General features: G+C 74.3%; 10 protein-coding genes. 8 read left to right on the top strand and 2 right to left on the bottom strand.

What is annotated here, in order from left to right; translation table 11 throughout:
- Nucleotides 1-3 precede the first annotated feature (3 nt).
- Both DS079_RS04770 and DS079_RS04775 read right to left on the bottom strand, forming a co-directional pair.
- On the bottom strand, nucleotides 4-633 hold the full coding sequence (locus DS079_RS04770; RefSeq protein WP_126985329.1) for a thymidine kinase: 630 nt from the start codon (nucleotides 631-633) through the stop codon (nucleotides 4-6).
- Nucleotides 634-711: 78 nt separating this feature from the next.
- The gene (locus DS079_RS04775; protein WP_126985330.1) at nucleotides 712-1986 is read right to left on the bottom strand and encodes a GNAT family N-acetyltransferase; all 1275 of its coding nucleotides are present in this window, start codon (nucleotides 1984-1986) and stop codon (nucleotides 712-714) included.
- A gap of 63 nt (nucleotides 1987-2049) precedes the next feature.
- Between DS079_RS04775 and DS079_RS04780 the strand changes: the two genes are divergently transcribed.
- The 8 genes from DS079_RS04780 to holA all read left to right on the top strand — a co-directional run bounded on the left by DS079_RS04780 (nucleotide 2050) and on the right by holA (nucleotide 13001).
- Nucleotides 2050-3015, top strand: a complete 966-nt coding sequence (locus DS079_RS04780) for a sugar phosphate isomerase/epimerase family protein (RefSeq protein ID WP_126985332.1) — start codon at nucleotides 2050-2052, stop codon at nucleotides 3013-3015.
- Nucleotides 3016-3130: 115 nt separating this feature from the next.
- On the top strand, nucleotides 3131-4162 hold the full coding sequence (locus tag DS079_RS04785) for a 3-oxoacyl-ACP synthase III (protein ID WP_126985334.1): 1032 nt from the start codon (nucleotides 3131-3133) through the stop codon (nucleotides 4160-4162).
- Nucleotides 4156-6825, top strand: a complete 2670-nt coding sequence (locus DS079_RS04790; RefSeq protein ID WP_126985336.1) for an alpha/beta fold hydrolase — start codon at nucleotides 4156-4158, stop codon at nucleotides 6823-6825. The genes DS079_RS04785 and DS079_RS04790 overlap by 7 nt, the downstream gene beginning before the upstream one ends.
- Nucleotides 6822-7814 carry an NAD-dependent epimerase/dehydratase family protein gene (locus DS079_RS04795; RefSeq protein ID WP_126985338.1) on the top strand — a complete coding sequence of 331 codons (993 nt, stop codon included), beginning with the start codon at nucleotides 6822-6824 and terminating at the stop codon, nucleotides 7812-7814. The genes DS079_RS04790 and DS079_RS04795 overlap by 4 nt, the downstream gene beginning before the upstream one ends.
- A gap of 37 nt (nucleotides 7815-7851) precedes the next feature.
- The gene (locus DS079_RS04800; protein WP_164736110.1) at nucleotides 7852-8565 is read left to right on the top strand and encodes a vitamin K epoxide reductase family protein; all 714 of its coding nucleotides are present in this window, start codon (nucleotides 7852-7854) and stop codon (nucleotides 8563-8565) included.
- A gap of 102 nt (nucleotides 8566-8667) precedes the next feature.
- On the top strand, nucleotides 8668-9555 hold the full coding sequence (locus DS079_RS04805; RefSeq protein ID WP_126985340.1) for a ComEA family DNA-binding protein: 888 nt from the start codon (nucleotides 8668-8670) through the stop codon (nucleotides 9553-9555).
- Between the two features lie 28 nt (nucleotides 9556-9583).
- On the top strand, nucleotides 9584-11950 hold the full coding sequence (locus tag DS079_RS04810) for a ComEC/Rec2 family competence protein (RefSeq protein ID WP_126985342.1): 2367 nt from the start codon (nucleotides 9584-9586) through the stop codon (nucleotides 11948-11950).
- Nucleotides 11951-12014: 64 nt separating this feature from the next.
- On the top strand, nucleotides 12015-13001 hold the full coding sequence (gene holA / locus DS079_RS04815; RefSeq protein ID WP_126985344.1) for a DNA polymerase III subunit delta: 987 nt from the start codon (nucleotides 12015-12017) through the stop codon (nucleotides 12999-13001).
- Nucleotides 13002-13021: the final 20 nt, after the last annotated feature.

Consider the following 13021-nt stretch of genomic DNA (forward strand, 5'->3'; position numbering starts at 1 on the left):
GCCTCACCCCAGCACGGTGACGCCGGCGCGCCGCTGCTCGTCCATGAAGCAGTTCCCGCACAACGACATGTAGGTGACGGCGTCGGCCACCGCTCCTCCGGCCTCCTCGTCGATCGCGACCTGGTCGCCCTCGAACACGAACCGCTCGCCGATGCGCCGGCAGTTGAACTCGGCCTGCGCGCCGCAGCGGCACATCGTCGGCAGCTTCTCCACGTTGTCCGCGAGCTCGAAGAGCCGCTGCGCCCCGGGGAAGGTCGCGGTGCGGAAGTCGGTGCGCAGCCCGTAGCAGATCACCGAGATCGCGTCCTGCTTCGCGATGCGGAAGAGCTGGTCGATCTGCAGCGGCTCGAGGAACTGGGACTCATCCACGAGCACGCAGTGCAGCGGCCGCAGGCCCCGCTCGTCGGCGGCGAGGGAGACCCGCTCCCGCAGGTCCTCGCCCGGATGGGCGAGCACGTCCACGCGCCGGCTCGCCCCGCCGCGGGCCACCACCCAGTCCTCGCCCTTGGTGTCCAGGGCGGGCTTGACCGTCAGCGTCGCCAGCCCTCGTTCGTCGTAGTTGTAGGCGGTCTTGATCAGGGTGTCGGACTTCCCGGAGTTCATCGCTCCGTACTTGAAGTGCAGCTTGGCCATGGGGTGGGGTGCTCCGGGGTCGCGGTGGGTCGGGGAAGGGGGCGCAGGGTCAGGTGCGGAGGGGCGGGATGCGCGGGTTCAGAACGCGTCGAGCACGCTCGGCCGGGGGCCGGCCAGCAGCGCGTCGAGCAGCGCCTCGGCGGGCGCGTCGGCCTCGGCGCGCAGTCCCGTCCGACGGGCGTCGGCGAGGGAGCGGCCGCCGGCGAGCAGCAGCGAGGCCGCGTGGACGTCGAGCAGGACCGTTCCCGCGGTCGCCTCGGGTGAATGGGCGGCCGACGGCCCGGCCGACGACTCCGCCGAGGTCGTCCCGCTCCCCGGGACCGGGACGGCGCGGACGCGCCCGTCGGCCACGTGCACGTCGAAGAGTCCCGCGGCACGGCAGGTGCCTGCGGGGACCGTGTCGTCCGTGACCTCGAGCCGCAGCGCGCCGGAGAGCCCGGCCGGTGCCTGCCGCGCCTCGAGCAGGGCCGCGGTGTCGACCACCCTCATCATCACGATCGGCACCGTCCCGCCGGCGGGCCGGGCGCCGCCTCCGGGCAGCACGTCCAGCACGGGATCCTCCGTCCGCACGCGCAGCCGCACCGACTCGGTCACCGTCGACCAGGAGCCGATCACGCGCAGCAGGGCGCGGAGGTCCTCCCGGTCCCGCCCCAGCACCTCGTGGACCTCGAGACCGGGACCGTCGCCCCCGCGCCGGGTCCAGGAGGCGTAGCCGCGATCCAGGCCGTCCGCGCCGACGAGCAGCACGGCCTCCCAGCCGTGGCCGGGAAGCCCGTCCGGGAACAGCGGCCCGTGGCGACGCAGCATGGCGTTGTCCCCGGCCGTGAGCTCCTCGTACAGCGCACGCACGCGCGGCATGCTCGCAGCGGTGACCGGGACGGTGCGCCGGCCGGGCACGCACCGCAGGCGCTGCAGGTCCACCAGCGGCACCTCGAGCGTCTCGACGCGCGCGACCACCTGATAGCCGTGGCGGCGGTAGATCTCGGGGTTCGAGGGATAGAGCATCGAGACCGGCAGCGACTCCTCGTCGCAGCGGGCGAGCACCGCAGCGAGCAGCTCGGCGAACAGCCCGTCGCCGCGATGCGCGGGATGGACCGCGAGCCCGGCGATGCCGCCGCAGCGCACCCGCCCGCCGCCGAGGGAGATCTCGTCGTGCCGAATCCGCGCGGCCGCGGCGAGCACCCCCTCGGCTCCTCCCGGCAGCGCCGCCGAGTCGATCCCGAGCGCGGTCTGACCGGGGGAGAGGGGCGCGGAGGCGGCGGGATCGTCGGGATCGACGGACCCGCCGAAGGCGCTGGAGGTGAGCAGCCTGTAGGCGAGGGCGTCCGTCGGGGTGAGTACTCGGACCGGCATGCGGACGAGTCTAGGGGCGCGCGACGGTGCATACTTGCCTCGCGAGACAGCCCAGGAGGTTCCGTGAGTCCACGCCGCGACAGCGAGTCGGAGAACCCGTCCACGAACGGGGGCCGCAAGCCGTTCACCCGCCCCAACAGCGCGCAGCGCGGGGCGCGCGAGGCGCTGTCCCGTCGTCTCTCCGCCGGGGACCCGCGCAGCGAGCAGTCGCCGCGCCGCCGCATCCCCGTGGGCCTGTCCACCTCCTCCGTCTTCCCCTCGGGGGTCGAGGAGGCGTTCCGCCTCGCCGCCGAGATCGGCTACGACGGCATGGAGGTGATGGTCTCCTACCCGCGCGACAGCCAGGACCCGGACCTGCTGGCCGAGTACTCCCGCCGCTACGACCTGCCGATCCTCTCCCTCCACGCCCCGACGCTGTTCTTCCTGCAGGGGCTGTGGGGGCGCGACGCCTGGGTGAAGATCGAGCGCACGATCGAGATCGCGAAGGCGCTGGACGTCCCCACGATCGTCGCCCATCCGCCGTTCCGGTGGCAGGGGAAGTACGCGCGCGGCTTCGTCGAGGGCGTCGCCCGCCTCGAGGACGAGCACGGCATCGCGATCGCGGTCGAGAACATGTACCCCTGGCGGCTCGGGGTGCGCGAGGTGCTGAACTACCTCCCCGACCACGACCCGACCGACGAGGACTACGCCCACGTCACCGTCGACCTCTCCCACGCCGCGACCGCCGGGGACGATGCGCTGGAGATGATCGAACGGCTCGGCGACAAGCTCACCCACCTCCACCTCGCCGACGGGTCCGGCAACACCACCAAGGACGAGCACCTGCCGCCCGGCGAGGGAAACCAGCCCTGCGCGGAGGTGCTGCGGCGTCTCGCCAACCGCGGCTGGGAGGGCTCGGTGCTGCTGGAGGTCACCACCAGCCGCGACCCCGTCGCGCGCGAGCGCACCCTGCGACAGTCCCTCGCCTTCGCCCGCCACCACCTCGGCCACCACCTCGAGGACGGGGACGTGGGATCCACCACCCCCTGAGGGACTCCCCAGGCTCCGGTGGGAGGATGGCGGACGCATGTGCCGGGCTCCGCGCGGCCGCCATGCATCGACGACAAGCACACGAACTGACCGAACGACGAGGTAGCGCAGGCAGATGGGGAACGGCAACACAGGGATCGTCCACTCGAACACGAGTCTGCTGGCGGTCGAAGGGACTCTGCCGCAGGTGACGGTGACCTCGGACGAGATCGACGAGATGCTGGCCCCGGCCCGCAAGCGGCTGCGCCTGCCCAAGGGCGTGCTGCAGCGCGTCGCCGGCGTCTACGAGCGCAAGTGGTGGCGCGACCGCGAGAACGGCTGGAAGCAGGGCGTCGTGCTCGCCGCCGAGCGCGCGATGGCCAAGGCCGGGATCATGCGCGACCAGGTGGGCCTGCTGATCAACGCCTCCGTCTCCCGCAAGCACCTCGAGCCCGCGGTCTCCACCGGTATCCACCACAGCCTCGGCCTGCCCCCGGCGTGCATGAACTTCGACATCACCAACGCCTGCCTCGGCTTCGTCAACGCCATGACGATGGCCGCCGGCATGATCGACTCCGGCCAGATCAAGTACGCCCTGATCGTCGGGGCGGAGGACGTCGAGCAGGTCCAGCGCGGCACGATCGAGCGGCTGAACGCCAAGGGCTCCACCCGCGCCGACTTCAACAACCAGTTCGCCTCCCTCACCCTGGGATCGGGCGCCGCGGCGGCCGTGCTGGGTCCGGCCGACGTGCACCCCGAGGGCCACCGCCTGAAGGTCACCCAGGCCCGCTCCGGCACCGAGCACCACGAGCTGTGCGTGGCGAACATGGACGACATGCGCACCGACTCCAACGGCCTGCTCGAGAACGGCATCAACCTCATCGTGGACACCTGGAAGGCCGCGAACGAGTCCGGTCTCGACTTCAGGAGCATCGACTACGTCATCCCGCACCAGGTCTCGATGGTCTACACCCGCAACTTCTCGAAGATCACCGGGGTGGGGATGGAGCGGATCCCCGTCACCTTCCCGGACTGGGGGAACATCGCCGCAGAGGCGGTGCCGATGACCCTCGCGCACATCCAGGACGACATCGAACGGGGCCAGCGCGTGCTGCTGATGGGCGTCGGCTCCGGACTGAACACCGCGATGATGGAGGTCCAGTGGTGAAGACCACCCCCGAGATCCCCGACGTGCCGGGCGTGGACCCGGTGCTGCACCGCACCGAGCAGGTCCGCGACCACACCGGCGAGCTGCGCCGGTGGCACCTGCTGGACTCCGGCCCCTGGCTCGCCGAGCGCGGCATCACCCCGCGCGGCACCCTGCTCGCCGTCCACGGCAACCCCACCTGGTCCTTCCTGTTCCGCTCCCTGGTGCGCGAGGACATCCCCTGGCGGCTCATCGCCGTGGACCAGCTCGAGATGGGGTACTCCGAGCGCACCGGAGTGACCCGCCGCTACCAGGACCGCATCACCGACCTCTCCCTGCTGACCGACGCGCTGTCCCTGCACGGGCCGGTCGTCACCGTCGGCCACGACTGGGGCGGGCTGATCTCGACCGGCTGGGCGCTGGACAACCGCCACGACGTGGTCGGCATGATCCTCACCAACACCGGCGTGCACCAGCGGATCGAGGAGGCGCTGCCGAAGGCGCTGCAGCTCGCGACCACCCCCGGCTTCCGCACCGCCTCGACCTCGCTGACCGACGCCTTCCTGCGCACCACCCTGTCGCTGTCGAAGCCGTCGCTGCCCAAGGAGATCCAGGACGCCTATCTCGCGCCCTACCGATCCCGCTCGCGCCGCCGCGGCATCGACCAGTTCGTCGCCGACATCCCCGCCGCCGCGGACCACCCCTCCCGCGCCACCCTCGACCGGGTCGCCGAGGGGCTCACCCACCTCCAGGTCCCCACGCTCTTCGCCTGGGGCCCGCGCGACATCACCTTCTCGGACCGCTTCCTGCGCGATCTGATCCAGCGCGTCCCGCACGCGGACGTGCACCGCTTCGAGGGCGCCTCCCACCTGGTGTGGGAGGACGCGGACGTCGCCGGGCTCGTCGCCCAGTGGCTCGAGGCGACCTTCTCCGCCGCAGGCACGCCCCGCACCGAGGCCCCGGCCCGGCGCCCCGTCTCCTCCTACGCCGCCGAGCAGGTGCCCGCCGCCCCGATCGGCGAGCCGATCGCGCGCCTGGCCGCGGACCCGATCCACGCCCATCGGCCGGCCGTGGTCGAGCTCGGCGCCGAGGAGGACGGCGGCACGCGGGAGATCTCCTGGTCGCTGCTGCACCGCCGCGTCGAGGACATCGCCGCGGGCCTGCTCGGCCACGGGGTCCGCCCCGGCGACCGGGTCAGCCTGCTGATCACCCCCGGCGCCGACCTCACCGGCGTGCTCTACGCCTGCTTCCGGATCGGTGCGGTGGCCGTGGTCGCCGACGCGGGCCTCGGCACCCAGGGCCTGACCCGCGCCGTGATCGGCTCCCACATCGACTGGCTGATCGGCATCCCGAAGGCTCTCGTCGGCGCCCGCGCGATGGGCTGGCCCGGCCGGCGGATCAGCGTCGAGCAGCTGCCCACCGTGGACCGCGCCGCCCTCGGCGTCGAGACGTCGCTCGCGGAGCTCGCCCGCTCCGGCGCCCTTCAGCGCGAGCTCGGCGCCCCGCTGGACGTGGCCCACCCGGACCCCGACTCCGACGCGGCGGTGCTGTTCACCTCCGGCTCGACCGGCCCCGCCAAGGGCGCGGTCATGACGCATCGCCAGCTCAGCGCCATGTTCGCCGCCGTCGGCGACACCCTCGACCTCGCTCCCGAGCGGGGTCTGGTCGCCGGCTTCGCGACCTTCGCGCTGCTGGGCCCCGCCCTCGGCGCTCCGACGGTGGTGCCGGACATGGACATCACCCGTCCCGGAGAGCTCACCGCCCCGGCGCTGGCCGCCGCGATCGGCGCGCTCGGCCGCCCCGCCGTGTTCACCGCCCCCGCCGCGCTGCGGAACATCCTGGACACCGCAGGAGAGCTCGACGAGGCCGGTCGCGCCGCGATGGCCGGCGCCGCGAGCTTCTTCTCCGCCGGCGCCCCGATCCCCGCGCACCTGCTGCAGGGGCTGGCGGAGATCATGCCGGAGGCGAAGGCGCTGACCCCCTACGGCATGACCGAGTGCCTGGCCGTCGCCGCGATCGACCTCGAGGGCATCGAAGCGGCGGGCCCCGGCTCCGGCGTCTGCGTCGGCACCCCCGTCCCACGCGTGCAGATCGCGGTCGCGGTGATGGACGAGGAGGGCCGCACGACCGGCGAGATCACCGAGGAGGCCGGCGTGACCGGCGAGATCCTCGTGCGCGCCCCGCACGTGCGCGACCGCTACCTCATGCTCTGGGGCACCACGCACACCTCCATGCGCTTCGAGGGCTGGCATGCCACCGGCGACGTCGGCCACCTCGACAGGGCCGGACGGCTGTGGGTCGAGGGCCGTGCCGCGCACGTCCTGGCCACGGCCGACGGGCTGTTCACCCCCGTCCAGGTCGAGGAGGCCGCCGAGGCGGTGCCGACCGTGCGCCGCGCCGGCGCGGCCGTCGTCGGTCCCCGCGGCACCCAGCAGGTCGTCGTGATCCTCGAGACCGAGGACGGCCACCGGCCCGGGAAGGCGGCGCGCCCGAAGCCCGCCGCCCCCTCCCTCTCCGAGGCCGTGCGCCGTGCCGTGCGCGAGCGCGCCGGCGTCGAGGTCGTGGCCGTGTTCGAGACCCGGGCGCTGCCCACCGACATCCGTCACAACTCGAAGATCGACCGTGCGGCGCTGTCGCGCTGGTCCGAGCAGACCCTGCGGGGCGAGCGGGCGGAGGCTCTGTGAGCGCCCCGACCGTCCTGGTCACCGGCGCCTCCGGCATGCTCGGCGGTGCCGTCGCGACCGCCCTGCGCGACCGCGGCGCCACGGTCCGCGCCTTCCAGCGCCGTCCCGCCGGGATCGACGGCGTCGAGGACGTCTGCGGCTCCCTCACCGAGGCCGACGACGTGCGCCGCGCCGTCGTCGGGGCGGATGCGGTCGTCCACCTCGCCGCGAAGGTATCGATCTCCGGCCCCGAGAGCGAGTACCGGGCGATCAACATCGGCGGCACCGAGAACGTGCTCGACGCGCTGCGCGCGAACGGCGGCGGCACCCTCGTGAACGTCTCCACCCCGTCGGCCGCGCACCTGGGCCGCGCGATCGTGGGCCTGGACGCGACCCCCGCCGATCCGGAGCGGGCCCGCGGCCCCTACGCCCGCACCAAGGCGGCCGCCGAGCTGCTCGCGATGGACGCCGACGGGGACGACGGGATCTCCGTGACCTCGATTCGCCCCCACATCGTGTGGGGGCCGGGGGACACCCAGCTCGTCGGGCGGATCGTCGACCGCGCCGCGAGCGGCCGCCTGCCGCTGCTGGACGAGGGCATGGCCCTGATCGACACCACCTACGTCACCAACGCCGCCGACGCGATCGTCGCCGCCCACGACCGGATCGCGGACGTGCACGGGCAGAGCTTCGTGATCTCCAACGGCGAGCCGCGGACCGTCCGCGACGTCTTCGCCGGCTGGTGCGAGGCCGCGGGCGTGCCCGCCCCGACCCTGCGCGTCCCCGGCAGCGTGGCCCGCCTCGCCGGACGGCTCATCGAGCGGGTGTGGGAGAAGCGCCCGGGCCACGACGAACCGCCGATGACCGAGTTCCTCGCCGAGCAGATGTCCACCGCGCACTGGTTCGACCAGCGCCGCACGCGCGAGCTGCTGCAGTGGACGCCGCGCGTGAGCATGGACGAGGGCAATGCCCGCCTCGCGGAGTGGTTCCGCGCGCATCCCGTCGTCTGAATCCTCCAGCCCGTCACATCGCACGGAAGCCGAGTCCATGAGCGAGAAGAACACCGACCCATCCGCCACCGGGGCGGCCTCCACGCCGGAGCACGCCCCGGCCGACGACGCCGCGCTGCGCGCCGAGATCGACGCCGAGCTCGCGGCCGAACGGGCCTCCCGCCCGCGGGCGAGCATCCGCCTGGCCGGCCTGGTGCTGCTGCTGGGCGGGATCATCGGCTGGATCGCCTCCCTCGAGCTGCAGGTCGGCAAGGAGTTCCTGCTCGCGAACCCCGGGGCGAGCCTCGGCTGCGACGTGAACCCCTTCATCTCCTGCGGCAACGTGATGATGACCTGGCAGTCCTCGGCGCTGGGCATCCCGAACATGGCGATCGGGCTCGCCGGCTTCGCGATCATGGCCGCGGCCGGTGCGCTGATGGTCTCCGGCACGCAGCTGCCCACCTGGTTCCGCTGGGCGAGGCTCGGCGGGATGACGTTCGCCTTCGGCTACATCCACTTCCTCGCGATCTCCGCGATCTTCGTGATCCGTGCGCTGTGCCCCTGGTGCATGGTCATCTGGACCGTCACCGCACCGATGTTCTTCGCGACCCTGGCCCGCACGATCGAGCACGGCGATCTGAAGCCGCCCGCCCCGCTTGCAGGACTGCTGCGCCGCTGGGTGCTGCTGACCGTGCTGTGGTATCTGCTGGTCATCGTCGTGATCGCCGCCGCGTTCTGGCGGCAGTGGCTGGTCGTGCTCGGCCTCGACTGATCCCGAACCGGGGGACCTGACCGTTCCTCCACAGCGCCCCGCCGTCCCCAGGGCGGCAGCGGGCTCGGACGGCGCCTGCCTCGTGCGCCTAGGTTCGCGGGCATGGGAGCACCACCTGGGACCGAGGAGCGCGGCACTGCGGCGCGGCATCGCCGCACCGGGCAGCCGCTGATCCGCCGACGCGACCACACCGCGGAGCGGCCTCGACGTCGACTGCCCTTCCCTGCCCCGCCGGCTTCCGCGCTGATCGGCATCGCGGTGCTGGTGCTGATCGGCGCCGGGGTCATCCACCTCTCCGGCACCGGCTCGGCGATCCCGCAGGAGGAGCCTGCCGGGGTGGCGGTCTCGGAGGGCGAGGCGGCCGGCCCGGAGGGCGGCGCCGACGGCGCGGGGTCGGACGGGGCCGAGGGCGCCGACGATGACGGCGACCTCGAGGGAGGCGACGGGACGACCGGGGGCGGAGCCGAGTCCTCGGGGGACCCCGCCGCCCCCGCCTCCTCCGCCCCGACCGAGCTCGTCGTCCACGTCTCCGGCGCCGTCACCTCTCCCGGCGTGGTCCGCCTCCCGCCCGGCGCCCGGGTCGACGACGCGCTGCACGCCGCCGGCGGCGCGACCGGTGAGGCGGAGCTCGCCGCCGTGAACCTCGCCCGCCCCGTCGTCGACGGCGAGCAGATCCACGTGCCCGTCCCCGGGGAGGAGCCGCCGGCCGTCGCCGCCCCGGCGCCCGCCGCGGACGCTCCGCCCGCGGGCGACGCGGGTGCCGGTGACGGGGCGGCGGGCGGTGGGGGAGCGGACGGCGGACTGATCGACCTGAACACCGCGAGCGTCGCCGAGCTCGACGAGCTGCCCGGCGTCGGCCCCGCGATCGCGCAGCGCATCGTGGACCACCGCGAGCAGAACGGGCGCTTCGAGAGCGTCGACCAGCTCGAGGAGGTCTCCGGGATCGGTCCCGCCACCCTCGAGAAGATGCGCGACAGGGCGACGGTGTGAGCACGCCTCCCCGGAGCGAGGAGCGGACATGACCCGCGCGGACCTGCGCCTGCTGCCCGGCGCGACCTGCGTCTGGGCGCTCGCGGTGCTCGGAGTGACCGCAGGCGGCGCCGCCGCGATCGCCGCCGGGGCCGTGCTGGTCTCCCTCGCCCTGACCGCCCTGACCCTGCTCGGGCCCGCACGCGGCGCGCGCACCATCCTCGCCCACCTCGCACTGGTGCTCCTCGCCGGACTGCTCCTGATCCCGGCGCTGCACCGCCACGACGGCACCGCCGAGGTGCTCGGCGAGGCCGCCGCCGACGGGCTCGTCGTCGAGCTCACCGTGATCGCGGGAGGCGACCCCGCACCGCCGAGCGGCGGCCCGGAATGGTCCCGCACCGGTCTGCAGATGATGGCCCGCACCGAGCCGGGTCCGGCACGGATCGGACGGACGCAGGAGCAGCTCACCGCCGCCGTGCCCGTGCTCGTGCGCGCCGACGGCGAGGCTGCGGAGGGACTCGCCCGGATCCGCGACGGGGAGCCCGTCCATGCGCGGGGGCGGGTCTCGGGCGATGCCTCGCTGCTGGTCCTGCGCGCCACGGAGGTCGGTCCCGCGCAGGAGGCGTCGGGCGGTGTCGGGCCGGGCCAGGAGACCCGGCACCGCCTGCGGCAGATCGCCCGCGACGCCACCGCTCATCTCCCTCCGGACGAGGCCGCGCTCGTGCGCGGGATGACCACCGGGGACACCAGCGGCATGGGGGAGAAGACCGAGGAGATCATGCGCCGCGCCGGGATCTCGCATCTAGTGGCCGTCAGCGGAGCGAACATCGCCTTCGTCCTCGCCGCCGTGCTGGGCCCGCTGCTGCTCGCCGGTGTGCGCCGCCGTCCCCGCCTGCTGATCGCGGCCGGCGTGGTCGCGGGGTACGTGTGGCTGGTCGGCGACGAGCCGAGCGTGCAGCGCGCCGCGACCATGGCCGCACCACTGCTGGCCGCACGGTTCGCCGGCGTGCGCGCCTCCCCGGTCGCCGCGCTCGCCCTCACCGTCGCGCTGTGGTCCGTGCTCGACCCCGTCACCGCCGCCTCGATCGGCTTCCTGCTCTCCGCCCTCGCGACCGCGGCGATCCTGCTCGCGGCACCGCCGCTCGCCCGGGCGCTCGAGCAGATGAGCGGCGGACGGCTCGGCCGGACGGCTGCGCTCGTGCTCGCCGTGCCGCTCGTCGCCCAGGCCGCCTGCACGCCTGTGCTGATCCTGCTGACCCCCGAGGTCTCCGTCTGGGCCGTGCCCGTGAACATGCTCGTCGGGCCGCTCGTCGGCCCCTCGACCGTGCTGGGCCTCGTCGCGCTGGTGCTCGGGGTGCTCTGGCCCGGCGGGGCCGCGGTGCTGTACGGGATCGCCGCAGGAGGGGCCCATCTGGTGCTCCTCATCGCCCGCACCGCCGACGACCTGCCCGGCTCCCGCATCGCCGTGCCCGACGGGACCACGGGCGTGCTCGGCGCGATCGCCGTGCTCCTCCTCGCGGGCCTCGCCGTCGCGGGGAGGCGCCGTCCCGCCGTCCGCTGGGCCACCGCAGTGGTTCTCGTCATCGCGCTCGCCCCCGGCATCGGGCGGATGCTGCCGGTGCGCAGCACCCCCGGCTGGAGCCTCGCCCTGTGCGCGGTCGGCCAGGGCGATGCGCTGCTGCTGCGCCCCGCCGGCGCGGCCCGGGACGGGCCGACGGTCCTGGTGGACACCGGCCCCGACCCGGCAGCGCTGAGCGCCTGCCTCGACCTGCTGCAGGTGCAGGATATCGACCTGCTGGTGCTCACCCACCCGCACGCCGACCACACCGGCGGGAGGGACGCCCTGACCGGGGCGCGCACCCCGGCGCAGCAATGGGTCTGCCCGCTGCCGGCCGCCGCGGCCGACGTCGTCCCGGGAGCGCCGGTCGAGGTCGCGACCACCGGCACCGGCTGGGAGCAGGACGGACTCGCCCTGACGGTGCTGTGGCCCGACTCGGCCCAGGCCGCCGAACGGGCCAGCGCCGCCGAGCGGGGATCCGGGGAGGGGGACGCCGCGAACGACTGCTCGATCGCGCTCGAGGCGCGCTGGGCCGACGGGACGCGCCTGGTCACCCTCGGCGACCTCGAACCCGCCGCGCAGGAGCAGCTCGCCGCGACCGAGCCGGGCCCGGCGGACATAGTCAAGGTCGCCCACCACGGCTCCCGCTTCCAGCACGCCCCGCTCTACGAGCAGCTCGACCCCGACCTGGCGCTGGTCCCGGTGGGGCGGGAGAACACCTTCGGTCATCCCACCGACGAGCTGCTGGACCTCGTCCGCGGCACCGGTGCCCAGGTGCTGCGCACCGACGTCCACGGCACCGTCGTGCTCCCCACGGGCGAGGACGCCGCGCCGCGGAGCGTCGCGCCAGCGCGGTAGCGGCACCGGGGCGTCGGCCCGGACCGCTAGGATCGTGCAGTCCCCTGAGCAGTGAGGAGCTCCCGTGAGCGATGTCGAGTGGCACAGCGTCGCCCTCGCACCGATCGTGCTCGTCCACGGCACGGAGGGCCTGATCGCCGACCGGGCCGTGCAGCGCCTGCGCGCGCTGGCCAAGGAGGCCGACCCCTCCGTGGAGGTCCACGACCTCTCCGGCGAGGCCCTCGGCCCCGGCGCCCTGGCGCAGGTCGCGAGCCCCTCCCTGTTCGGCGAGCCGCGCCTCGTGGTCGTCCCCGAGCTGCAGTCCGCCCCGGACTCCCTCGTGCTCGAGCTGCTCGACTACGTGAAGACCCCCGAGCAGGACGTCACCCTCGTGCTCGTCCACCGCGGCGGCAACCGCGGCAAGAAGCTCCTGGACGCCCTGAAGAAGGCGGGAGTGCCGCGCGTGGACGCGAGCCCCGTCAAGCGCGCCGCCGACAAGCAGGCCTTCGTCGCCGCGGAGTTCGCCCGTGCCCGCCGTCGCATCCAGCCCGACGCGCTGGTCGCCCTCGTCGACGCCTTCGGCACCGACCTCGCCGAGCTCGCGGCGATCAGTCGCCAGCTGATCGAGGACACCACCCCCGACCCGGGCGAGCAGCCCGCCCAGGTGACCGTCGCCGAGGTGCACGCGCTGACCTCCGGCCGTGTGGAGTCCACCGCCTTCGCCGTCGCCGACGCCGCGATCGCGGGCAAGGAGCAGGACGCGCTGCAGCTGCTCCAGCAGGCTCAGCTCGCCGGCGCCGACCCCGTCCCGATCGTCGCCGCGATCGCCTCGAAGGTCCGCTCGCTGGCGAAGGTGTCCGCACCGAACGCGACCCCGCGCAGCCTCGGCATGCCCGACTGGATGCTGCGCAACCTCTCCCGGGAGGCGAAGAGCTGGAACGACCGCTCCCTGGCCCGGGCGATCGAGGCCGTGGCCCGCGCGGACCACGAGGTCAAGGGCGCCGGCCGCGACCCGCAGTGGTCGGTGCAGCGCATGGTGATGGAGATCTGCCGGGCGCGCCGCGCCCGCTGAGAGCGGCTGCCGGGCCCCGC

The organism is Brachybacterium paraconglomeratum, from assembly GCF_003994255.1.
Lineage (GTDB): Bacteria > Actinomycetota > Actinomycetes > Actinomycetales > Dermabacteraceae > Brachybacterium > Brachybacterium conglomeratum.

What these genes read in the sequence shown, in the direction of transcription:
- DS079_RS04770 (WP_126985329.1), bottom strand. Translation starts at nt 633, where the DNA reads ATGGCCAAGCTGCACTTCAAGTACGGAGCGATGAACTCCGGGAAGTCC.
- DS079_RS04775 (WP_126985330.1), bottom strand. Translation starts at nt 1,986, where the DNA reads ATGCCGGTCCGAGTACTCACCCCGACGGACGCCCTCGCCTACAGGCTG.
- DS079_RS04785 (WP_126985334.1), top strand. Translation starts at nt 3,131, where the DNA reads ATGGGGAACGGCAACACAGGGATCGTCCACTCGAACACGAGTCTGCTG.
- DS079_RS04800 (WP_164736110.1), top strand. Translation starts at nt 7,852, where the DNA reads ATGAGCGAGAAGAACACCGACCCATCCGCCACCGGGGCGGCCTCCACG.
- DS079_RS04805 (WP_126985340.1), top strand. Translation starts at nt 8,668, where the DNA reads ATGGGAGCACCACCTGGGACCGAGGAGCGCGGCACTGCGGCGCGGCAT.
- DS079_RS04810 (WP_126985342.1), top strand. Translation starts at nt 9,584, where the DNA reads ATGACCCGCGCGGACCTGCGCCTGCTGCCCGGCGCGACCTGCGTCTGG.